Origin of the sequence: Bacillus sp. CDB3, assembly GCF_002081505.1 — a bacterium.
GTDB lineage: Bacteria > Bacillota > Bacilli > Bacillales > Bacillaceae_G > Bacillus_A > Bacillus_A cereus_AT.
The window spans coordinates 54053-75848 of record NZ_ALBR01000012.1 but is presented as its reverse complement, the minus strand read 5'-3'; the positions used below and the strand labels follow the sequence as shown (position 1 = coordinate 75848).

Sequence of the window (21796 nt, the reverse complement as noted above, 5' to 3'; positions counted from 1 at the left end):
ACCATATTTTTCTATCATTTTCAGTTGACAAATAAATTCATTACTTATATTGTATTAAGTGTATTACACACAGTAGTACACTTAATACTCATCAGGAAGGAGACATTGCTCTTGCATATTCAAATTGATCCAAGAAGCAACACTCCGATATGGGAACAAATTGTTCAAAATATAAAAGAACTCGTATTAAAAAACATGTTAGCTCCAAGTGATAAACTTCCTTCTGTGCGCGAACTCGCTTCTTTACTCGTTATAAATCCAAATACAGTTAGTAAAGCGTACCAAGAGTTAGAACGCCAAGGGATTATTGAAACATTGCGAGGAAAAGGAACATTTGTATCCCAATCGATTACCCCAACATTAGACGAAAGGAAAATCGCTATGGTTGAAAAGCAGTTTCATCAATTACTATTAGAAGCCTCTTATCTCGGGATTACGAAAGATAAAATTCACGATTGGATAGATTCATACTACAAAGAGATTGGAGGAAATACAGATGCTGAAAGTGACAAGCTTGAAGAAAACAATTGATAATCAAACGATTTTAGACGATGTTTCTTTCACATTACAAAAAGGTAGTATCGTCGGATTACTCGGAAGAAACGGTGCGGGGAAAACAACTTTATTACGAACGATGGTCGGCATTTTAGACCCTGATGCAGGAACTGTTACATATGAGGATACGGATATTCATAAGCATCCTGAAATGAAGCAAAAAATCGTATATGTTCCGGATTCTACTAACATACTGAACGGATATACAGTGAAAGAAATTGTAAGGTTTTATAAAGCTGTTTATACAGCATTTGATGAACAGTATTTCTACGAATTATTAGAGCGGTTCAATTTACCAAACAAGCGAATTCGTAGTTATTCAAAAGGAATGAAAGCACTACTTGCAATCATTTTAGCCGTTGCTGCAAAAGCAGAATATATCATTTTAGATGAACCGACAAACGGATTGGATCCTATCGTTAAAAGACAAATCCTCCAATTTCTCATTGGAGAAGTTGCTGAAAAAGAGATTACTATTTTCATCTCAACTCATCATTTAGATGAAGTTGAACAAATTGCAGATACAATCATTATATTAAAAGGCCATACTATAGCTTCTATTACATCACTAGACGATGCAAAATCACGATTTGCAAAAATACAAGTAGCTTACGAACGTTCATTACCTCAAAAACTAGAAAACTTAAGCAATATTAAAATATTAAATCAAACAGGAAAAGTATATACAATCTTAATCGAAGGAAATATTGCTACAACGCTTGAGAAGTTTTATAAAGAGCAACCAATTCTCATTGAAGAATTAACAATGTCGCTTGAAGATGTCTTCGTTACGACACTTGAGGAGGATGAGTATGTTTCATAAGGCGTTGTGGATGTGGAATTGGAAACGCGGGAAATATGCTGTGTTACTCTTCTTCTTTAGTTCGCTTTACTTGTTATCTTTTGGCTACTATAAAAGTGCTCAGAGACAACTTGCTGAGTATTACGAGTTACAAGAAAAAGGTAAACAGTATTATTATTTTTATGGCTTTTCGCCAGGGGAAGGTAATAGTTTTTGGTTAACTGTTCTTATCATTGCTTTAGCCTGCTTATTGATAGGATGGGAACGTAGCAACCAATCTAATACACTACTTATGACGATGCCTTTTAAAAGAAAAGATGTCTTCTTATCTAAATGGGCTTTCGGTTCCTTTTGTATTGTAAGCGCGTTACTTATAAATTGGATTCTTATGTATGTTATTTATAGAACAACTATTCATTTTGATTATCAATCATTTAGTCCATTTCATCGATACTTTCTTTATGCAATTGTTTCTTATGTTGCAGTATATACAGCTGCACTATGCATCGGTACTTTTACTGGAAGCGTTGTTTCGCAGCTTGTTTTTTGTATTCCTTGGTTACTAATGGGGCTTACATTTATTCCACTAGTGTACACTTTTACGATAAATCACTTAGAAGCTACCGATACTAAAAATTATAAGTTATATGAACAATTTTACGAAATTAATCAAAAAACAAATATAGTTGCACCAATATATAATTTCACGATTTATTACGATTATGATCCTGAATTACGTAAAAAAGAAAAGGACTCAACTGCTTTAAGAGATCCAGCATCTTATCACTATTATTCAGCTAAATCGATGTTAGTCCCTATTTTTTATACAATAGTTAATTTACTACTTGGCGCATATTTATATACACAATCGCCAAATGAAAACACTCAAAAAATATTTATTTTCCAAAAACATTTAAAAATATGGGTATGGGGGACAACCATTTACTTTGCATTACTAGGTGGCTATAAAATAAATCAATTTAGTTTCGTATTTAGCTACTATATCGGTTTGTTTCTCGCTGGAATCATTACTTATGTTGTATTATCACGACTAACAAATTATAAAGTTTTTTAAAGGAGAGATCCTATGTTTCAAAAAGCACTATGGCTAAGAACGTATCAACAAAGTAAATATGTTGTATGGCTGTTTTGGTTCGTTAGCTTCTACAATTTGTCATACAAATACTATTTGGCATCGATTGAACAACAACACCTTCTGAAGATGCAAAAAGAAGGGGAATATGTATATCATTACAATTTTGGTTTATCACTTATGGACCCTGTCATCTTTCAAGGTGGTGCACTTATCATTCTGGCCTGTACGTTAATCGGCTGGGAAAGACAAAATAACTCTAGTGACTTGTTATGGTCTATGCCATTTAAACGTTCACACCTTTATATAACAAAATGGTTGTTTGGAATCTGTAATATCGCCACTGTTGTCGTTTTAAACTGGGGACTATTTGCTATTATGAAAAAGTTGACTTTTCATAATAAATATCAAGTATTCTCCCCATTTCCTAGTTACTTTATATACATGTTAATTGTATTAATCGCTATTTATACACTTGCCTTATGTGTAGGTACAATTACAGGGAATATTATATCGCAAGGATTTCTCACTGCAGCTATATTAATCTTCCCAGCTTTACTTCCATCACTTATCTCAGGAGTCTTTGCTGTTCACTCAAACACTGACTTTCATGAGAACAATGGCCATATACATGATGTGATGGAAAACATCCGTATCTCTAATCCAGCAGAAGGTTTCAATATTGACTTTAATTATGATCCACAAAGTCATTATACCGATTCAGATGGAGTGCGTCATAACGGACCAAACTTTACAAAGATTCCATCGGTAAAAACATTGCTTGGACCTATTGCACATGTCATTATTTTATTACCACTCGGTATATATTTATATGTTCGTTCAATCAATGAGCGGAATGGTAGTTTCTTACTATATCCAAAGCTTCAAAAAACATTTATGGTCTGCGCTATTTTCTGTATTGGAATTAGCGGCGGTTTAATAATTGGAGGGACCCATTCTTTGCTTAATTTTTACGTTGGTTTGTTCGGAACAAGCGTAATTAGCTATTTTCTTCTATCTAAAATATTGAGATTGAAGGTCTCTTGGAATTTCAAATAAAATAACCTCCTCACTAAGAGGAGGTTATTTTATATTCTCTCTCCTATCTCCATACACCATCTCTTCTTTCATCCCAAACCCATCACCATTTTGCACAATTTGCTCTGTTGGTGCGACTACACTTTCAGCAATTTTCCATTCCCCGCGCTCTTTCATAAATACTTGCAGAAAATAGTTCATGCCATTTAGCTGATATGCATTTTCTTTTTTCACATTATAGTGCACCGCAATGTAGTACACTTGAATGTTTTCTTTCCCTGCTTTTGATACGTATTGCGATAATCTTGGAATGTACATTGATGCTTTCTTAAATGGTAAGTGCTTCGCTTTAACGAGCGATGAACTTGTTACATTACGTAATGTGTCCTGATTACGAATGTTATCACTATGATGAAATAATACTGCATTTTGCATAGAACGAACCCATAATTTTGAATACAAGACAGTATTATCATTTTCAATATACTTCACTTCTTTTTGCACCACTTGAATAGGGGTATCGGCGTACATGAATGTATGAAAGCAGAAAAAGCTTCCAAGTAAAACGGTAAGTGCCGCAATATATTTCATAATCTTTCCTCCGATCTTTTTAATTAAAGTATCGGAGTTTCAAAATATTTTTATTCAAAAGAAAAAGGATAGGAAAGCTCTTGCTTCCTATCCTCATTTATTATAAGACGCGGCCAAATAGTTCTAAAACCATTTCTATCTCTTGGTCGCTCCAACCTTTAAATCTCTCTTTATAATATTCTTTACGCACAGCTTCAAGTTTTTCAGTTACTTCTCGTCCGTTTTCTGTAATTTCTAAGTATACGATACGACGGTCTGAATTTGATCTCTTTCTTTCAACAAACCCTTTTCGCACGAGACGATCTGTTACAGCTGTAATATGACTGGAGGTTACGTTTACTTCACTCGCAATTTGCGAAGCCATCTGTGGACTTTTTAAAAATAACGCACGTAATACAGAGAATTCATTATATGGCATATGCTCTGAAAAACGTGTATTAATATCATTTTGTAATAAACGTATCATCTTTCGAAATGATGCAGATAAATCTAAAATCAGTGTTTCTCTATTTTCGTTCACTAGCCTCGTCCCTTTTTTATCATATTTATACATATTATAATCTATAAATACCTATGTTGTATATGCTTTCTTCCCTTAACATTCTCATTTATGTAACTTTTTTCATACGATTTTCTTTTTTGTTCACACATATACATGTAAAAAAAGGATGGTGAACATAAATGCAAAGTGGAATGAATCCGTATTTACATAATATCCGTACGACAAATACTGGTAAAGAAGCTACTATTACTGTACAAGGAGAAGGCATTATAAAAGCCAAACCAAATGTTGTCATATTAACACTAGGCATTCGAACAGATAGTAAAAATGTAAAACAAGCGCAAGAAGAAAATGCAGTGCAATCGAAACAATTGCTTGATGCACTCAAACAGCTAGGTATTGCCGATAAAGATATAGAAACTATTTCTTATACGATTACCCCTCAATACGAATATGTAAATGATAAAGCCTTACTACAAGGCTACCGTGTGGAGCATTTGTATGAAATTACCGTTTTAAATGTACAAAAAGCAGGGGAAGTATATGATATAGCCGTGACGAATGGTGCAAACGTAGCAAAAGGGTTACGTTTTCGAATATCTCATCCAAATAAATATTATGAGCAAGCTCTCATTCAGGCTCTGCACCAAGCAGTAGAAAAAGCTCGTGCTATTGCGAGTACCTACAATTTAAACATTAATCCTGTTCCCCTCTCACTCGTTGAAGAATCTGCCCAATTACCACGGGAGGTTGCATCCTATGCTACTTTACATGCACAAGCAGCCCCGCCCATTCAATCTGGAGAACTAGAAATTATTTCAACCATACGAGCCATTTTTACGTATCTATAAATAATTTCGTTTATAAGTAAACGTTATCATTTTCGTTGTTGTAAAAACATGATGTTCTGATATAATAAAGGACGGTGAGCTCTTACAAAAGAGATATCACGGGTGGGAGAGGGATATGAAAAAGAAGGTTTAACATGAAAGGAATACTTGAAAGAACATTTAAATTAGACTTACACCAAACATCACCAAAACAAGAAGTTTTAGCTGGAGTCACGTCATTTTTCACGATCGTTTATATTATGATTGTAAATGCATCAATCTTATCAGATGCCGGCATTCCTCTTGAAGCTGGAATTTTAGCAACTGTTTTTAGTTCATTTGTCGGATGTCTACTTATGGCATTTTGGGCAAATGCACCTGCTATTCTTGTCCCAGGTATGGGTGTAAATGCATTCTTCACGTACACTGCTGTGCACACGCTCGGTCTAGCTTGGCAAGAAGCATTAGCAGCTGTTTTTATCGCCGGTATTATTTTTGCAATTGCTGCTTTTACACCGATTGCTCGCGTGCTTTCGGTATCGATTCCAAAGTCATTAAAGGAAGCGATCACTGTCGGTATCGGGTTATTTTTAGCTTTCATCGGCTTGCAAAAAGGTGGTTTAGTCGTTTCGCATCCTAATACTGCTGTTGCAATGGGGAAATTAAGTAGTCCTGTCGTTCTTGCAACACTACTTACTCTTATTGTGGCACTTGTGCTATTTGTGCGTAACGTACGTGGAAACTTTTTATGGACGATTGCAATTGGAACTGGTATTGCATGGCTATTTGGCCTTGTTGATACGAGTCAAGTGGGCAATAGTTCGTTTTCATTCGCTAATTACGGCGATGTGTTTGGAGCTATGTCATTTGGGAAACTTTCTTCCTTACCATTTTGGATTGCAACATTCTCCTTAAGCATGGTGCTTATTTTTGAGAACATGGGACTACTGCACGGTTTATTAGAAGATGACTGTAAATTCCCACGTGCTTACCAAGCAAATGCAATTTCAGCAATGACATGTGGTCTATTTGGCACAAGTCCTACCGTTTCAACAGTAGAGAGTGCCGCAGGTATTACTGCAGGTGGAAAAACAGGTCTGACGTCTATCGTTACAGGGTTGTTATTCTTCGCGTCACTGTTTGCACTTCCGTTTGTCAAACTAATTCCTGATAGTGCCATTGCACCAATCTTAATTATTATTGGCGGCCTGATGATTACAAGCATTCAACAAATTCCTCTGAACGACTTTTCAGAAGGATTTCCAGCGTTTTTAATTATCGTTATGATTCCGCTCACATATAGTATCGCTGATGGCATTGCATTCGGATTTATTGCTTATCCTATCTTGAAAGTTGCTATTGGAAAGCGTAAAGAGGTTGCACCATCCATGTATATCATTACATGCTTATTCTTAGCCATGTTCGTATTACACGCTATTGGCTAGTAAAAAACACCGAGGAAAAGCTCTCGGTGTTTTTTTACTTAAACCATCCTTTTTTATAAAACCAAGCCATCATTCCCCCGCCAATTAACGCCATTAAAAATAAACAGATAAAATAACTATACTTCCCGCCAAGCTCTGGCATATGTGAAAAGTTCATGCCGTATACCCCTGCAATAAATGTTAACGGCATGAAAATAGTTGAGAAAACAGTTAATGTTTTCATAATGTTGTTCATATGGTGGGAATTCAGTGAAAAGTAACTATCTCGAATATCTGCTGTTAATTCACGGCTTGCTTCAATCATCTCTGTCAGTTTAAGCAAATGATCATGTATATCTTTAAAATAAATTTCATGATCGCTTATACCGTAAAAACGAGTTGAATTTAAAATGCGGTACAATAAATCACGCATCGGAATAATCGTACGCCTTAGTTTAGATAAATCTGCACGAATATCAAATACCTCTTCTAGCACACTTCCTGCTGTCTCACCCGTTAAATTATCATCAATTGCATTTAAATGGTCTTCAATGTAATAAACAGGTGCGAAATAATCATCTACAATTTGGTCAATAATTGTATGTGCTACATTTAAAGGGCTCTTCTTAATACGTTTTTTCTCACCGAGCGTTTTCCATACTCTTTCAATCGCATTATTATGAGAGAAGTGGAAAGAGACTATATATCGATCACTAACAAATAAATCGATTTCATGCGGTTCTAATCCGTCTTCTCCGAATGCATGGAGAACTAAAAAGTTATATCCATCATAAAAATCTACCTTTGGCCTCTGTACATACTCTACACAATCTTCAATCGCAAGGGGATGGAACTTGAAGTGATCTTGTAAAATATATGTATACTCCTCTTTCGTCGGCTTATATAAATCAAGCCAATACCATACGATGTTTTCTTTTTTCGTGTCTTCCAGCGAAACATCATATAAAACTTCATTTTTTTTCGTTATTGCACAAATTCTAATCATAATTTCACCCATTATTATTATAAACAAAAAATAGTAAAAAAAGCCAAGGAGAAATACTCCTTGGTTCTTCTTTATTATTTAGTAACGATGCCGTGCACTAGTGTCGGCGCATCTACATGGTCTTTAGCGATTTTCATGTTCTCATAAATTTTCGCTTTTACATCTTCAACATTTTCGCGGTTTGCGTAAATTGTAACAAGAGAGTCACCTTTTTTCACGCTATCGCCTACTTTTTTGCGAAGCATTAGACCAACTGCTAAATCAATTTCAGACTCTTTCGTTGCACGCCCTGCTCCTAAAAGCATTGCTGCTGTTCCGATTTCATCTGCAACGATTTCCGATACGTAACCGTCTTCTTTTGCTTCCACTTCAATTTTAAATTGTGCTTGTGGCAATTTAGAAGGATCATCAACAACAGATGCATCGCCGCCTTGCGCTGATAAGAACGTTTTAAATGATTCTAGCGCTTTACCATTGTTCATTACTTCAATTAACTTTTCACGCGCATCTTCTAAAGATGAAGCTTGTCCAGCAAGGTACACCATCTGACTTCCAAGTGTTAAACATAACTCTTCTAAATCTTTCGGTCCCTTACCTTGTAATGTATCAATTGCTTCTTGTACTTCTAATGCGTTACCAATTGCTTCACCAAGCGGCTGACTCATATCAGAAATAACCGCCATCGTATTACGACCAACGTTATTACCGATGCGTACCATCGCTTCTGCTAAACGCTTTGCATCTTCATCCGTTTTCATAAATGCTCCTGCTCCAGTTTTTACATCAAGAACAATTGCATCTGCACCAGCAGCAATTTTTTTACTCATAATCGAGCTTGCAATAAGCGGAATTGAGTTTACTGTTGCCGTTACATCACGAAGTGCATACAATTTTTTATCAGCGGGTGTTAAGTTTCCACTTTGACCGATAACAGCAATTTTATTTTCATTTACAAGACGCATGAATTCATCATTTTCAATTTCCACATGGAATCCTGGAACTGCTTCTAATTTATCAATTGTACCACCAGTATGTCCTAAACCACGTCCAGACATTTTCGCTACTGGTACACCTAAAGCAGCTACTAATGGACCTAATACAAGTGTCGTTGTATCACCAACACCACCTGTTGAATGCTTATCTACTTTTACCCCTTCAATGGCTGATAAATCAATTGTATCACCGCTATTTACCATTGCCATCGTTAAATCTGCACGTTCTTGATCATTCATATCTTGGAAGAAAATTGCCATTGCAAGTGAACTTACTTGATAATCGGGAATATCACCATTTGTGTATCCTTCAACAATAAAGTTAATCTCTTCTGTCGTTAATGCATGTCCATCACGTTTTTTTGCAATTAGGTCCACCATTCTCATTGTGAAGTCACCCCTTCATTTGTTTTACGATTGCTTTTACTAATGCTAAGAAGTTAGCTTTAACACGTTCTGTCGTTTCAATTACTTCATCATGGTGAAGTGGCTGATCTAAAATACCAGCTGCCATATTTGAAATACAAGAAATACCAAGTACTTTCATACCAGCATGACGAGCTACAATTACTTCAGGTACTGTTGACATACCCACTGCATCTCCGCCAAGTGTACGAAGCATACGAATTTCAGCAGGTGTTTCATATACAGGACCTGTCATTCCAACATATACACCTTCTTGTACTTTAATATTTAAATCTGCTGCAACTTGTTTCGCCATTTCGCGAAGTTCTGTCGTATAAGATGTAGACATATCAGGGAAACGTACACCCATTTCAGAATCATTTGGTCCGATTAATGGATTCGTACCCATGAAGTTAATGTGGTCTGAAATTAACATAAGATCGCCTGGTTCAAATGATGTATTTACACCACCAGCTGCGTTCGTTACAACAACTGTTTCTACCCCTAGTTCTTTCATAACACGAACTGGGAATGTTACTTTTTGCATGTCATATCCTTCGTAGAAATGGAAACGTCCTTGCATTGCTACTACAGTTACACCTTGAAGTGTACCGAATACTAATTGACCTGCATGTCCTTCTACAGTTGAAACTGGGAATTCAGGGATTTCACTGTATGGTACTGTTACCGCATTCTCGATTTCATCTGCTAATACACCTAGTCCAGATCCAAGGATTAGTCCTACTTGTGGTGTTTCTTGAAATTTCTCTTTTAAGTATGAAGCTGATTTTGTAATAAGTTCACGATTCATTTGTTTATCCCCCTATTTCTTTAGCTCGTTTAAGAAGCTTGTTCCGTATTCTGGCATTTTCACACCGAAGTTTTCTGCTACAGTTGCACCAATATCAGCAAATGTTTGACGAAGTGATAATTCTTGTCCGCCTTCATTCATGCTTGGGCTATATGCTAATAACGGTACATATTCACGTGTATGATCAGTACCAGGATGTACTGGATCATTACCATGGTCTGCTGTAATTAATAATAAATCATCTTCTTTAAGTTTTTCGAATACTTCTGGAAGACGTGCATCATATTCTTGCAGAGCTTCTCCATATCCTTGTGGATCACGACGGTGACCGAATAATGCATCAAAGTCAACTAAGTTTAAGAAGCTAAGACCTGTAAAGTCCATGTTTAATGTATCTACAAGCTTATCCATTCCATCCATGTTAGACTTCGTACGAAGTGATTCCGTTACCCCTTCGCCATCATAAATGTCAGAAATTTTACCGATAGCAATAACATCGTAGTCACTATCTTTTAATTCATTCATTACTGTGCGACCAAATGGTTTTAATGCATAGTCATGACGATTTGGTGTACGTGTGAATTTTCCTGGTTCTCCAACGAACGGACGAGCGATAACACGTCCTACCATGTACTTCTCATCTAACGTTAGTTCACGGGCAATTTTACAAATTTTATATAACTCATCAAGTGGCACTACTTCTTCGTGTGCTGCAATTTGTAATACACTATCAGCAGAAGTGTAAACGATTAAAGAGCCTGTTTCCATTTGCTCTTGACCAAGCTCATCAAGAATTTCTGTTCCAGAAGCTGGCTTATTACCGATAATTTTACGGCCCGTTTTTTCTTCTAATTCATCAAGTAATTCTTTCGGGAATCCTTCAGGGAATACTTGGAATGGTGTATCAATGTAAAGGCCCATAATTTCCCAGTGACCTGTCATTGTATCTTTACCGGTAGATTTCTCTTGCATTTTTGTATAATATCCAAGCGGTTTCTCTACTTTAGAGATCCCTTTCATTTCACGAATATTACCAAGACCTAATTTCACCATGTTTGGCATGTTTAATCCATTCATATGTTCAGCGATATGACCAATTGTATCAGAACCTAAATCACCAAACTGCTCAGCATCAGGTGCCTCACCGATTCCCACAGAGTCCATCACGACTAGGAAAATACGTTTATATTTATTCATAACTGCAACCTCCTATATGTTCAGTTCTACTTCTTGTAGTATGTTCAAAACGCTATAAAGTGAAACTGTTATCAATGGGAATTATCTTTCGTCCTCATTATTAAACAGTACTGCTTTAAATCATTCTCTAACTTTTTCGTTTTACTTTCAAACGAATCAAAAAAATTTCTAATTTTTTCTAAGTCAGATGTCAGACATCTGATATTGATATCATAACATGTTTACGCTTTCTTTTTAATACATTTTCGTAGAATTTCTTATTTTATTCACACTTCTATTGTAATCCATTCTGCGAAGAAGTGCTAATTATTTTATAACATATTTCCTAATATAAAAATAAAAAGCAGCTCTAAAGAGCTGCTTTTTATTTTACTTCTACTGTTTCTTCTTTGTGTTCATGTAATTCGCCTTTTCTTACATGAACTTTCACTTTATAAGCACCATTCTCTTTGAAAGTATGCTTACTTTCATATTCGCCTTTATTCCCCTCTTTTGCTGGAATAAATTCATGCTTTTCAACGCCGTCTTTCCAAATTTCAAGTTGTACTTCAGCACCAGTTAGTGCTTCTTCTTTTTGTTTTAAATGAACTTTCATTGTTGATTCAGCATTTGCTTTTATGTCACCAGCCATAAGGTGAATCATTGTGTCACTTTTATGATCACCGTGTCCTGCACTGTGATCGCTATTTTCTTTTTTCGCATCTTCAACTTTCGCATTTCCCACAGCCACTTTTACTTCCGGCATAACATGCATTTCACGTGCATTTGTATGAGCAATAATATGATATACTCCATCAGTTTCGAACGTTTTCTCTACCGCATAAACACCTTTTCCTTTATGCTTACCATCTAACATCTCGTGTTTTTCGTCGCCTGTTTTCCAAATTTCAAACTTTACATCATCAGCATCTGTTACTTTTTCTTTTCCTTGTGTAACAAGTGCTTGTACTTCTGTTTTTTCACCAGGTTTAATTTCCTTCGGATTCGTTTGAACTGCTACTTTTACAGCTTCAAGTTTCTGTTCTTTTTTCGGTTCTTTTTTCGATTCTTCTTTGTTTGTATTACAGCCAGCCAATGCTAGCATCGCGATAAATAGCGTCATAATAAGTTTTTTCATCATCATTTCCTCCTTCATACTTTCTTTAGTATAGAGGAAATACATTGTAATATTCCAGTCTTCTGCTGAAAACAATATACGAAATGTTTGTGAAGTTTCTGTGAAACGGTTTGCTCTTCTTAATCTATGAAAAAAGAGCATAGTAACTATGCTCTCGGATGAAACTGTTTATATACATCTTTTAATCTAGTTTTTGAAACATGCGTATAAATTTGTGTCGTTGAAATATCTGCATGTCCAAGCATTTCTTGCACGGCACGTAAGTCTGCCCCATTTTCTAATAAATGCGTAGCAAACGAGTGACGCAACGTATGCGGTGTAAGCTCTTTTTCAATATTTGCTTCTTTCGCTAATCGTTTTAAAATTTTCCAAAACCCTTGTCTTGATAATCGATTACCATGATGGTTTAAAAAGAGTGCATCCACTGCTTTTTTACCCATCAGTTCTCTTCTTCCTTTTTCAATATACCTTTGAATTGCTTCCGTTGCTAAGCTTCCTAATGGAATAATTCTTTCTTTATTCCCTTTCCCTATACAGCGGACAAATCCCATAGTCAAGTGTACATCTTCTAAATTTAATGCAATTAATTCTGAAACACGAAGTCCTGTTGCATACAATAACTCCAACATTGCCTTATCACGAATCCCAAAAGCACTCACCGCTTTCGGAGTCTGAAGTAATGCTTCTACTTCGTCAATCGATAATACTTTTGGTAATTTCCGTTCCCCTTGCGGCGTTTCAATATGTACCGATGGGTCATGCTCCACCGCTCGTTCACGAAGTAAAAATTGGTGAAACGAACGAATCGATGCAATATGACGTGCCAATGTTTTTGAAGATTTTCCGTTTTCTTTTAAATACTGCAAAAAGTTAACAATGTGTATACGCGTCACTTCATGAAATGTCTTCGTCTGTTCTACATTTTGTAAATACTTCACATAGCTTTTCAAATCACGTTCATAAGATACAACTGTATTTTTCGCTAACCCTTTTTCAACAATCATATAATGAATAAAATCTTTTAATTGATCTTCCAATATACACTACTCCCCATTTTCATAGAAAAACATCATTCTATTTACGAAAGCATCCTTTGCCGGCTCCTCATTCCCTGATACTTTTTCTACAGTCTCTTCTTTTGGCTTTTCATATCGATGGTAACTTTCATATTCTTCATTTATCCATAGTATAGCGAAATAAAACAAAATCGTACAACTCGTAAATAATAAAAATACTTTCATCCCATCAAAAGTTAATTTTAAAGCTCGGCGCATTGTAAATTCCTCCAAAATATAAGTTATTACAACATATGCCAAGCTTTCACCAATTTATACCTTATTCAAATAAAAAACCTCTTCCTAGTTAAATAGGAAAAGGTTATTTTTCATCCGTTTCATTTTCTTGACAACTTTTACAAATCCCATGGAATGTTAAACGATGATCTTTCACCTTAAAGCTCCAGTCTCGTTCTACTTTATTCTCCACTTCACCAAGTAAATCTTCTTGTATTTCTTGTACAGCACCGCATTGTGTACAGATTAAATGGTGGTGGAAACGCTGTGCACCTTCTTGGCGTAAGTCATAGCGTGAAACACCGTCTCCGAAGTTAATCTTATCGACAACTTTTAACTCAGACAATAACTCTAAAGTTCTATAGACGGTTGCTAATCCGATCTCTGGCGACTTTTCTTTTACAAGGAGGTATACATCTTCTGCGCTTAAATGATCTTCTTCATTCTCTAGCAGCACACGAACTGTTGCTTCACGTTGTGGTGTCAATTTATAGCTCGCTGCATGTAATTGCTTCTTAATTCGTTCAATTCTTTCTTCCATTCGGTACTACTCCCTCCTCGCCACTCTTACACCATTATATCAGAAGAAGGGCTTCTGTCAAAAGAAAAACAATAAAAACAAATTGATAATTATTCTCAAAAAGTATTTATTGTTTATTAATAGCTTCCACGACTTCTTTCATTAAAACTGGTGATGCATATGCTTCGATACTAGAAGCAATAGCTAACACCGCTCCAATCACTAGAAAAAAGCATGTATAGCGAATTAGTAACGGTAATAGTGGCTCGGTTATTTTCCGGATAAATTGGTGCCTAATCATTCTCAAAGAAAAGCTTGCAGCAATTGTTGTCATAACGAGAAATACAGGAATTATAATTAGATTTTGTGGTAATACAGATACAAATGCTAATAATAGTCCATTCCATCCGTGCTGACTTACTAAAAAACCTACTGTAAATCCAACAACTACTCCTTTCAAAAATAGTAAAATAAAAATGAGTGGTAACCCAATAATCGAAATCCCCAAAATCCAAATAAAGCCGATGTATTTTAATTGCGAAAAGTAACTTTCTCGAAACATTTCGCCCGCAATAGCAAATTCTCCTTTAGAAACTTGTCCAAAAAAACGCTGTAAATAAAATGATAAATCTTGCTTTTGGTTTATTTGTAAACTATTCACAAGAATTGCTCCAAATATTACTCCCATCAATAATAAAACAGCATTAAATATATATAATGAAGAGTTTTCCTGTATGTGAGACATTACACGGTCTTGCCAATTTTTTCGCCACATTTTCCTTCCCTCCGTTCACACTCTTACTAAAAATGTATGAAAGAAAGAAAAAAAGTATGACGAATTAACATTGAAATTCCGCTCTACTTTGCTAAACTAAATAGTAGAGAATAGGAGGGATTTCTCTTGAAACCATTATTATTAGATTTTCCAACATTATTTCAAACTGAGCGCTTGCAAGTACGTAAGCCGTTTCCAGGTGACGGTACAGAAGTATATGAAGCAATCCAAGCTTCTCTAGAAGACTTATTACCGTGGATACCAATTACAGCTGAAACAGAAGAGAGTGCGGAAGAAATTGTTCGCGAAGCTCACGGACAGTTTTTACTTCGTGAAACACTTGATTTTCACTTATACGATAAAGTATCTGGTACATTCATCGGAGCTATTACTCTTAAGCCTGAAAACTGGGACATTCCAAAGTTTTCACTTCACTTCTGGTTACATAGCGCCTATACAAAACAAGGCTATATGACAGAAGCTGTTAAAGGTGCGATTCAGTTCGCTTTTGATAAGCTAGGTGCTAGAAGAATTGAAATTCGTACTGATGCAACAAACGTGAACGCATGTAACTTAGCAGAACGTCTAGAATTTATTTTAGAAGGTACTATGGAAAATGATTTCCTAGCACCAGATGGTAGCTTACGCGATGCACGTGTATATGCAAAAATTAATTAAAAAAACACTCGCCTAAGGCGAGTGTTTTATTTTTGTAATTGTAAATATTGCACAGCGAACATCGTCTTCGCATCATGAATGCGAAGATCTTTCATAAGATCAATTGCTTCTTCTAATGACACTTCCATTAACTCCACAAATTCATCTTCATCTAAAGCTGCTTTATTTTCTTTTTGTTTTAATCCTGTCGCCTTATATACATATAAAATCTCATCTGCAAAACCAGGTGATGTATAAAAAGATGTAATAAGCTCCATATTTTTCACATACATATCCTGTTTCTTCTTCTAATTCACGAACTGCTGTTACTTCTGGCTTTTCTCCAGGTTCTAACTTCCCAGCAGGGATTTCCACAATTGCCTTTTCAAGAGCTTTACGATACTGCTCGACAAGTACAATTTTCCCTTCATCAGTAATAGCAATAATAGCAACTGCCCCAGGGTGATTTACGATTTCACGTTTACTCATTTCTCCATTTGGTAATACTACTTCATCAACACGAACTTTTATAACTCTACCATCAAAAATCGGTTCAGTTTTTACTGTTCTTTCTGCAAGATTACTCATACTACTTCATCTCCCTGTTCTATTTCCTATTCTTTCCTCATACATTTTACCACATTGAAAGGAGCGTGATAGAAATGAAAGTTTATATTTTACCAAATCGCGTCACTTTAGTCGGAAAAGCATGGCAAATTCGTCATAAGCTAAAACAATACGGCAAAGAGTATACAACTGTACAAGAGTGGATTACAGCAAGTAAAAAGTAAACGTTTGTCAACCTCTTTTCCCTTGCGTACAATAAAGATAAGGAGGTTGACCTATGAAAAAACGTCAATTAGGAAATTCAGATTTGTTTGTTACAGAAATGGGACTTGGCTGTATGTCTCTCGGTACATCTGAGGCTGAAGCTATGCGTATTATCGATGAAGCAATCGATTTAGGAATCAATTTTTTTGATACAGCGGATTTATATGATTATGGATTAAACGAAGAATTTGTTGGAAAAGCCTTAAAAGGGAAACGAGACCAAATTGTTCTTACAACGAAGGTTGGAAATCGATGGACAGAAGAAAAAAACGGCTGGTCTTGGGATCCTTCTAAGGATTACATAAAGGCTGAAGTGAAAGAAAGTTTACGTAGACTTCAAACTGATTATATTGATCTTTATCAACTTCACGGCGGGACGATTGAAGATCCTATAGATGAAACAATTGAAGCCTTTGAAGAATTAAAAAAAGAAGGTATCATTCGCCATTACGGTATTTCTTCTATACGTCCAAATGTCATCCGTGAGTATGCCAAACGTTCAAATATCGTTAGTGTACTAATGGAATACAGCCTTTTAAATCGTCGCCCTGAAGAATGGTTCCCACTTCTAAATGAACATCAAATTAGCATTATTGCTCGTGGACCACTTGCAAAAGGAATTCTAACTGACAATAATGCAAGAAAGATAGAAAGAGTAAAAGAAAAAGATTACCTTTCTTATTCTTACGATGAATTATATACGACACTCGCGAGTGTAAAAGAAATAATTGGAGAAAGCTCTTTAACAGGAACAGCTATTCAATATTGCTTACATAACGAAACTGTTGCAGCTGTTATACCTGGTGCAAGCTCTATTCAACAATTGCAGGAAAATGTACAGGCTAGCCAACAGTTATCTTTAACAAAAGAAGAATATGTACAACTTCAAAAAATTGTTAAGTATGATTCATATGCTTTGCATCGCTAAAATATTGATACCGATAAAAGCAAAAGACTGCCCCCAACACTAGGCGGCAGTCTTTTTTTATAACGTATCATATTTATCAGGATTCGTTCCTACATGTAAATTACGATTTAACTTATTAATTTGATCCATCTCTTCTTCAGTTAATGAGAAATCAAAAATAGTAAAGTTCTCTTTAATACGAGATGGCGTAACAGATTTAGGAATAGTCACAATCCCACTTTGAATATCCCACCTTAATATAACTTGTGCAGGTGTCTTCTCATATTTTTTAGCAATATCCTGAATAATTGGATGCTGGAATACTTCGCCGCCTCTCATTAAAGGACTCCAAGCTTCCATTTGAATTTGCTCACCTTGACAGAAATCACGCAATTCAAATTGTGCTAACATTGGATGAAGTTCCACTTGGTTTACCATCGGCTTCACTTTGCAATTTGGTAATAACAGTTCTAAATGATGTCTATGAAAATTAGAAACACCAATGGCACGCACTTTCCCTTCTTCGTATAGCTTTTCTAGAGCACGGTACGTATCAACATACTTCCCTCTTATCGGCCAATGGATTAAATATAAATCTACATAGTCCATTTGTAATTTCTTTAAACTTTTTTCAAACGCCTCAAGAGTCTCCTCATACCCTTGATCGTCATTCCAAACTTTTGTTGTAATAAACAAGTCTTCGCGCGGGATTCCAGATTCACGAACTGCTTCTCCGACACCGCTTTCATTTTCATATACAGTTGCTGTATCAATCGAACGGTATCCAACTTCTAACGCTGTTTTTACTGCTTGTTTAACTTCGTCGCCTTCTTTCGCTTTATAAACGCCTAGACCAATCATCGGCATTTTCACACCATTATGAAGTGTAGTTGTTGGAATATGCACAGTCTTTCTCCCTTTCATTCTTACATTTTTATAAACCATAACTTTATTTCAACAAGATTCATTCAAAATGTCAAAACATACGTACAGTTTACATAATAATTTTATACCCCTTTAGAAAGTAACATGAACTCAGTCGTTCACGTTACTTTCTATCCATTCTTTCGCTTTTTCATCAACATCACGTACAAATTCATTTTTTCCTTCTGTATACAACGTGCCATCATATGTATATTTTTCAGCTAGTTCTTTCTTTAAAGTCGCATACGCTTCTGCTTCTTCACAATGAACCATCATATAATCACGAAATGCTAAATGCCTTGTAATCTCAGGATTTCCTTTTTCAAATACATGCAAATGATACGAGCGTTTCTCCTCAGTTCCATGAATAAAAAAACGACGACCTGAAATACCATTTTCTCCTTTCACAATGTAACCAAGCTCATCAAACTTTTCATTCCAATGATCTACTCTTTCAATACTATCTACTTCCATTATCATATCAATGATAGGCTTTGCCGCAAGTCCTGGCACTGATGTACTACCAATATGATGGATTTTCACCGTTTCTGGCATTGCCAATTTTAATCTCTCGGCCTCCATTTGAAATTTCTCACTCCAATGATTTTCATACGGAACAACTACAATTTCCCTCATTCTAACTCCCCTTTTCTTACAAACTCGTCAAAAAAATGATCAGTGGCATCTCACTGATCATTTTTTATTATTTAAAGTCTTTCCAAGTAAGGCTACTTTCACTTAACAGTTCTTCAAATGATTTATTCTTTTCACGTTCTTTTTGTTCTTTACGTTTTCTTTCTTGCTCTGCTGCCTCTTTTTTCTCTTCTCTCACTTGCAACTCTTTTTTCTTATTCTTTAATTGTTGCATTAACGAATCGTTCAATTGATCACCTAGTGTAAGCGATTCTTTCTCTGGTTGATTCATTTGAGAGTGTCTTTGCATTTGTCTTTGCTTCTTTTTCTTCATACTACTCACCTTTTACTTTTTTCTCCATTATAGAGGATACACAGTGAAATCGACAATAAAAAAGGGGTATTACTCCCCGATTCTCTATTATTCTTTTTTTGTAAATATGTTAATTTTTCGAAAAAACTAAATTTTATTGTAGATATAATCCTAGTAATCTATTAAAATTATGTCGTATGATGTCAGATTATAAAAAAAGGAGAAATTAATTATGTGGAAAAAAATTATTCCTGCTGTCACTATTTTAAGCACCATGACTTTTTCAAGCGTGTTCGCCGCTCCTCCATCTCAGACTCCTGCTGAACAAAACCGATACATAGACGTACAAATGCTTGGTATTAATGATTTCCATGGACAACTAGACACTGTAAAAAAAATTAACAATAAAGAAGCTGGCGGCGCTGATTATTTAGCTACTTATTTAAAAGAACGTAAAAAACAAAACCCTAATACACTTCTCGTACATGCCGGTGATATTGTCGGCGCCAGCCCACCAGTTTCCGCATTATTACAAGACGAACCAACAATTGAATTTTTAAATGACTTAAAGTTTGATGTTGGTACAATCGGAAACCATGAATTCGATGAAGGTATCGATGAAATGAAACGCCTCATTTACGGTGGTTACCATGAAAAAACAGGGAATTTCAAAGGAGCAAACTTCCCTTATGTCGCTGCAAACTTCTATAACAAATCAACTGGCCGCTTATTTTTACCACCATTTACTGTAAAAATGGTTGACGGAGTTCCTGTAGGATTCATTGGAGTTGTTACAACGGATACGCCAAATGTCGTTATGCCTACTATGCTTAAAAATGTAGAAATCACTGACGAAGTAGAGGCTATTAATAAATCAGCGCAACAATTAAAGCGTCTCGGCGTTAAATCTATCGTAGTCCTTGCGCATGTCGGCGGAACAACTGATGAGTCTGGTGTAACAAATGGAGACCTCACTCGAATTGCAAATGAAACAGATCCAGAAGTTGATGTTATTTTTGGTGGACATAGTCATACGTATGTAAATGGTACAGTTAATAATAAACTTATCGTCCAAGCGAACTCTTACGGAACGGCTTTCTCAGATGTAGATGTAACAATTGATCGTAAAACAAAAGATATTGTTAAGAAAAAAGCTGAAGTTATTACAACATATCATGAAGGTGTAGAGCCTGATAAACAAGTAAAACAAAAGCTAGACCAATATAAAGAAAAAATCGCACCGCTTGTAAATGAAGTTGTCGGAAAATCTACAGCAGCTATCGACCGTAAACAAAACGATGCTGGTGAGTCTACTCTTGGAAATGTAATTGCCGATGCACAGCGACAAACAATGCAAGCGCAAATCGCTCTTATGAATCCTGGCGGCATTCGTAATGACTTAGACGCTGGAGATATTACATGGGGCGAATTATACGGTATTCAGCCTTTCGGGAATCAATTAATTAAAGTAGATTTAACAGGTCAAGATATTCGCGAGATTTTAAATCAACAATGGCAAAAAGGTGCAACGAGAATGCTCCAAATCTCAGGTATTCAATATACTTGGGATGCAAATAAACCGAATGGTGAAAAGGTTACTAATATCCGTTTAACAAATGGTGAAGAATTAGTTTCCACGAAAACGTATAGCGTAGTTGCAAATGCTTTCCTAGCTTCGGGTGGTGATGGATTCGTATCATTTAAAAATGGAAAAAATGCTGAAACGGGTCCAAACGACTTTGAAGCGTTAGTCGATTATGTAAAACAATTGAAAGAACCAATTCAGCCAATTATTGATGGACGGATTCAAAAATTAAATTAAATATTTTTCAAATAACTGTATGTGCTGTAACTGGGAAATGTCGTTCCCTATAAAAGGAGCACTTTTCATTACAAATTATACGCACATACCCTTTAACTTTTTCGTAATATACATGAACCTGAAAAAGGATACTCGTTCTTACTTTGAACATAGTATCCTTTTCTTCATTTATCTAAATGTGACACCTCATTAAAATCATATCGTTGCAAAAATTCCTGTAGTGCCTCTTCTACAATTTTAGACTTTTGAATCCCTTTAACTTCGGATATAACATCTAATCTCGCTAATATTTCCGTATTAATAGAAAAGGTTCGTTTCTTTTTCTCTGAAATTCCACTTATAATCGGCACGCTTACTTCTTCTCTTTTTCTTAACAATTCATAAATACTTTGCAATTGTTCATAAATTAGTAATTGATAATCCGTTTTTGCATATTGAAGGGCAGTAGCTTCTTGGAGTTGCAAATGACGCGGTTCTTCTCCATCGCCTATAAAGACACGCTTTTTCTGCTCCCCATCATATTCATATCCAATCACCCTTAATTTTTTGGATAAAGTATAAGGGCTCATTTCAAGACGTTTCGCTATAATAGCGATTGATTCGCGTCTATTTAAAGAATCAATAATTTCTCCAATCGTCACATTCTCCCTCCTCCCTTAATTACCTAAACTTGAAATCACACCAGTATGTTATGATACAATGATTTTCTAGTAGTATATGCAACAGAAAGAGCCTGTGCGATTCATACCATTTAAGAAA

Annotated in this window: 25 protein-coding genes and 1 pseudogene; 10 read left to right on the top strand and 16 right to left on the bottom strand. The window is 35.7% G+C overall.

What is annotated here, in order from left to right:
* Positions 1 to 111: 111 nt before the first annotated feature.
* The 4 genes from CDB3_RS03770 to CDB3_RS03755 are packed head-to-tail and all read left to right on the top strand — an operon-like array spanning position 112 to position 3509.
* A complete protein-coding gene (locus CDB3_RS03770; protein WP_128853518.1) occupies positions 112 to 531 on the top strand; it encodes a GntR family transcriptional regulator in 420 nt (139 codons plus the stop codon).
* Positions 497 to 1378 carry an ABC transporter ATP-binding protein gene (locus tag CDB3_RS03765; protein ID WP_128853517.1) on the top strand — a complete coding sequence of 294 codons (882 nt, stop codon included), beginning with the start codon at positions 497 to 499 and terminating at the stop codon, positions 1376 to 1378. The genes CDB3_RS03770 and CDB3_RS03765 overlap by 35 nt, the downstream gene beginning before the upstream one ends.
* Positions 1368 to 2432 carry an ABC transporter permease gene (locus CDB3_RS03760; protein WP_128853516.1) on the top strand — a complete coding sequence of 355 codons (1065 nt, stop codon included), beginning with the start codon at positions 1368 to 1370 and terminating at the stop codon, positions 2430 to 2432. The genes CDB3_RS03765 and CDB3_RS03760 overlap by 11 nt, the downstream gene beginning before the upstream one ends.
* 12 nt (positions 2433 to 2444) lie before the next feature.
* Entirely contained in the window at positions 2445 to 3509 is a 1065-nt protein-coding gene (locus CDB3_RS03755; protein WP_128853515.1) for an ABC-2 transporter permease, read from the top strand.
* A gap of 24 nt (positions 3510 to 3533) precedes the next feature.
* On the opposite strand, the gene CDB3_RS03750 is transcribed toward CDB3_RS03755, so the two are convergent.
* Positions 3534 to 4079 (bottom strand): hypothetical protein, encoded by a 546-nt coding sequence (locus CDB3_RS03750; protein WP_128853514.1) that lies wholly within the window; start codon positions 4077 to 4079, stop codon positions 3534 to 3536.
* 100 nt (positions 4080 to 4179) lie between these two features.
* A complete protein-coding gene (locus CDB3_RS03745; RefSeq protein ID WP_001004995.1) occupies positions 4180 to 4599 on the bottom strand; it encodes a MarR family winged helix-turn-helix transcriptional regulator in 420 nt (139 codons plus the stop codon).
* Positions 4600 to 4760: 161 nt separating this feature from the next.
* Here CDB3_RS03745 and CDB3_RS03740 point away from each other — a divergent pair, with 161 nt between their 5' ends.
* Positions 4761 to 5432 carry an SIMPL domain-containing protein gene (locus tag CDB3_RS03740; protein WP_071746969.1) on the top strand — a complete coding sequence of 224 codons (672 nt, stop codon included), beginning with the start codon at positions 4761 to 4763 and terminating at the stop codon, positions 5430 to 5432.
* Between the two features lie 134 nt (positions 5433 to 5566).
* A complete protein-coding gene (locus CDB3_RS03735; RefSeq protein WP_128853513.1) occupies positions 5567 to 6856 on the top strand; it encodes an NCS2 family permease in 1290 nt (429 codons plus the stop codon).
* Between the two features lie 34 nt (positions 6857 to 6890).
* Here the strand turns inward: CDB3_RS03735 and corA are convergent, their stop codons facing one another.
* From corA to spoIIM, 9 genes are all read right to left on the bottom strand, one after another.
* On the bottom strand, positions 6891 to 7853 hold the full coding sequence (gene corA / locus CDB3_RS03730; protein WP_128853512.1) for a magnesium/cobalt transporter CorA: 963 nt from the start codon (positions 7851 to 7853) through the stop codon (positions 6891 to 6893).
* 62 nt (positions 7854 to 7915) lie between these two features.
* Complete coding sequence (locus CDB3_RS03725) at positions 7916 to 9220, bottom strand: pyrimidine-nucleoside phosphorylase (protein ID WP_002173315.1); 1305 nt, start codon at positions 9218 to 9220, stop codon at positions 7916 to 7918.
* A gap of 7 nt (positions 9221 to 9227) precedes the next feature.
* Positions 9228 to 10049, bottom strand: a complete 822-nt coding sequence (locus CDB3_RS03720; RefSeq protein WP_001078444.1) for a purine-nucleoside phosphorylase — start codon at positions 10047 to 10049, stop codon at positions 9228 to 9230.
* Positions 10050 to 10061: 12 nt separating this feature from the next.
* Complete coding sequence (gene deoB / locus CDB3_RS03715; protein ID WP_128853511.1) at positions 10062 to 11246, bottom strand: phosphopentomutase; 1185 nt, start codon at positions 11244 to 11246, stop codon at positions 10062 to 10064.
* A gap of 364 nt (positions 11247 to 11610) precedes the next feature.
* On the bottom strand, positions 11611 to 12366 hold the full coding sequence (locus CDB3_RS03710; protein ID WP_128853510.1) for a FixH family protein: 756 nt from the start codon (positions 12364 to 12366) through the stop codon (positions 11611 to 11613).
* Between the two features lie 143 nt (positions 12367 to 12509).
* A complete protein-coding gene (gene xerD, locus CDB3_RS03705; protein ID WP_097830795.1) occupies positions 12510 to 13400 on the bottom strand; it encodes a site-specific tyrosine recombinase XerD in 891 nt (296 codons plus the stop codon).
* Positions 13401 to 13406: 6 nt separating this feature from the next.
* On the bottom strand, positions 13407 to 13637 hold the full coding sequence (locus CDB3_RS03700; RefSeq protein ID WP_001250436.1) for a YqzK family protein: 231 nt from the start codon (positions 13635 to 13637) through the stop codon (positions 13407 to 13409).
* 103 nt (positions 13638 to 13740) lie between these two features.
* A complete protein-coding gene (gene fur / locus CDB3_RS03695; RefSeq protein WP_097830794.1) occupies positions 13741 to 14196 on the bottom strand; it encodes a ferric iron uptake transcriptional regulator in 456 nt (151 codons plus the stop codon).
* A 106-nt stretch (positions 14197 to 14302) separates the two neighbouring features.
* On the bottom strand, positions 14303 to 14950 hold the full coding sequence (gene spoIIM / locus CDB3_RS03690; protein WP_128853509.1) for a stage II sporulation protein M: 648 nt from the start codon (positions 14948 to 14950) through the stop codon (positions 14303 to 14305).
* Positions 14951 to 15076: 126 nt separating this feature from the next.
* Here spoIIM and CDB3_RS03685 point away from each other — a divergent pair, with 126 nt between their 5' ends.
* Positions 15077 to 15628 carry a GNAT family N-acetyltransferase gene (locus CDB3_RS03685; protein WP_128853508.1) on the top strand — a complete coding sequence of 184 codons (552 nt, stop codon included), beginning with the start codon at positions 15077 to 15079 and terminating at the stop codon, positions 15626 to 15628.
* Positions 15629 to 15654: 26 nt separating this feature from the next.
* Here the strand turns inward: CDB3_RS03685 and CDB3_RS03680 are convergent.
* Positions 15655 to 16195 (bottom strand): annotated as a pseudogene (locus CDB3_RS03680) (NUDIX hydrolase).
* A 74-nt stretch (positions 16196 to 16269) separates the two neighbouring features.
* On the opposite strand from CDB3_RS03680, the gene mciZ reads away from it, so the two are divergent.
* Together mciZ and lolS are read left to right on the top strand one after the other, a co-directional pair.
* Entirely contained in the window at positions 16270 to 16398 is a 129-nt protein-coding gene (gene mciZ, locus CDB3_RS03675) for a Z-ring formation inhibitor MciZ (RefSeq protein ID WP_000870298.1), read from the top strand.
* Positions 16399 to 16451: 53 nt separating this feature from the next.
* Positions 16452 to 17366, top strand: coding sequence for an aldo/keto reductase (gene lolS, locus CDB3_RS03670; protein ID WP_128853507.1), 915 nt, complete (start codon positions 16452 to 16454; stop codon positions 17364 to 17366).
* 57 nt (positions 17367 to 17423) lie between these two features.
* Here the strand turns inward: lolS and CDB3_RS03665 are convergent, their stop codons facing one another.
* From CDB3_RS03665 to CDB3_RS03655, 3 genes are all read right to left on the bottom strand, one after another.
* The gene (locus CDB3_RS03665) at positions 17424 to 18251 is read right to left on the bottom strand and encodes an aldo/keto reductase (protein ID WP_128853506.1); all 828 of its coding nucleotides are present in this window, start codon (positions 18249 to 18251) and stop codon (positions 17424 to 17426) included.
* 129 nt (positions 18252 to 18380) lie between these two features.
* Positions 18381 to 18905 carry a GrpB family protein gene (locus tag CDB3_RS03660; protein ID WP_128853505.1) on the bottom strand — a complete coding sequence of 175 codons (525 nt, stop codon included), beginning with the start codon at positions 18903 to 18905 and terminating at the stop codon, positions 18381 to 18383.
* A 67-nt stretch (positions 18906 to 18972) separates the two neighbouring features.
* Complete coding sequence (locus tag CDB3_RS03655) at positions 18973 to 19236, bottom strand: YqkE family protein (protein WP_002190580.1); 264 nt, start codon at positions 19234 to 19236, stop codon at positions 18973 to 18975.
* Between the two features lie 211 nt (positions 19237 to 19447).
* Here CDB3_RS03655 and CDB3_RS03650 point away from each other — a divergent pair, with 211 nt between their 5' ends.
* Complete coding sequence (locus CDB3_RS03650; protein ID WP_128853504.1) at positions 19448 to 21037, top strand: bifunctional metallophosphatase/5'-nucleotidase; 1590 nt, start codon at positions 19448 to 19450, stop codon at positions 21035 to 21037.
* Positions 21038 to 21201: 164 nt separating this feature from the next.
* Here the strand turns inward: CDB3_RS03650 and CDB3_RS03645 are convergent, their stop codons facing one another.
* Positions 21202 to 21678 carry a ribbon-helix-helix domain-containing protein gene (locus CDB3_RS03645; protein WP_128853503.1) on the bottom strand — a complete coding sequence of 159 codons (477 nt, stop codon included), beginning with the start codon at positions 21676 to 21678 and terminating at the stop codon, positions 21202 to 21204.
* Between the last annotated feature and the right edge of the window lie 118 nt (positions 21679 to 21796).

What these genes read in the sequence shown, in the direction of transcription:
- CDB3_RS03755 (WP_128853515.1), top strand. Translation starts at nt 2,445, where the DNA reads ATGTTTCAAAAAGCACTATGGCTAAGAACGTATCAACAAAGTAAATAT.
- lolS (WP_128853507.1), top strand. Translation starts at nt 16,452, where the DNA reads ATGAAAAAACGTCAATTAGGAAATTCAGATTTGTTTGTTACAGAAATG.
- fur (WP_097830794.1), bottom strand. Translation starts at nt 14,196, where the DNA reads ATGGAAGAAAGAATTGAACGAATTAAGAAGCAATTACATGCAGCGAGC.
- CDB3_RS03720 (WP_001078444.1), bottom strand. Translation starts at nt 10,049, where the DNA reads ATGAATCGTGAACTTATTACAAAATCAGCTTCATACTTAAAAGAGAAA.
- CDB3_RS03650 (WP_128853504.1), top strand. Translation starts at nt 19,448, where the DNA reads ATGTGGAAAAAAATTATTCCTGCTGTCACTATTTTAAGCACCATGACT.
- deoB (WP_128853511.1), bottom strand. Translation starts at nt 11,246, where the DNA reads ATGAATAAATATAAACGTATTTTCCTAGTCGTGATGGACTCTGTGGGA.
- CDB3_RS03760 (WP_128853516.1), top strand. Translation starts at nt 1,368, where the DNA reads ATGTTTCATAAGGCGTTGTGGATGTGGAATTGGAAACGCGGGAAATAT.
- spoIIM (WP_128853509.1), bottom strand. Translation starts at nt 14,950, where the DNA reads ATGTGGCGAAAAAATTGGCAAGACCGTGTAATGTCTCACATACAGGAA.
- CDB3_RS03660 (WP_128853505.1), bottom strand. Translation starts at nt 18,905, where the DNA reads ATGAGGGAAATTGTAGTTGTTCCGTATGAAAATCATTGGAGTGAGAAA.
- CDB3_RS03710 (WP_128853510.1), bottom strand. Translation starts at nt 12,366, where the DNA reads ATGATGAAAAAACTTATTATGACGCTATTTATCGCGATGCTAGCATTG.
- CDB3_RS03740 (WP_071746969.1), top strand. Translation starts at nt 4,761, where the DNA reads ATGCAAAGTGGAATGAATCCGTATTTACATAATATCCGTACGACAAAT.
- corA (WP_128853512.1), bottom strand. Translation starts at nt 7,853, where the DNA reads ATGGGTGAAATTATGATTAGAATTTGTGCAATAACGAAAAAAAATGAA.
- CDB3_RS03735 (WP_128853513.1), top strand. Translation starts at nt 5,567, where the DNA reads ATGAAAGGAATACTTGAAAGAACATTTAAATTAGACTTACACCAAACA.
- CDB3_RS03725 (WP_002173315.1), bottom strand. Translation starts at nt 9,220, where the DNA reads ATGAGAATGGTGGACCTAATTGCAAAAAAACGTGATGGACATGCATTA.
- CDB3_RS03765 (WP_128853517.1), top strand. Translation starts at nt 497, where the DNA reads ATGCTGAAAGTGACAAGCTTGAAGAAAACAATTGATAATCAAACGATT.
- CDB3_RS03655 (WP_002190580.1), bottom strand. Translation starts at nt 19,236, where the DNA reads ATGAAGAAAAAGAAGCAAAGACAAATGCAAAGACACTCTCAAATGAAT.
- CDB3_RS03750 (WP_128853514.1), bottom strand. Translation starts at nt 4,079, where the DNA reads ATGAAATATATTGCGGCACTTACCGTTTTACTTGGAAGCTTTTTCTGC.
- CDB3_RS03700 (WP_001250436.1), bottom strand. Translation starts at nt 13,637, where the DNA reads ATGCGCCGAGCTTTAAAATTAACTTTTGATGGGATGAAAGTATTTTTA.
- mciZ (WP_000870298.1), top strand. Translation starts at nt 16,270, where the DNA reads ATGAAAGTTTATATTTTACCAAATCGCGTCACTTTAGTCGGAAAAGCA.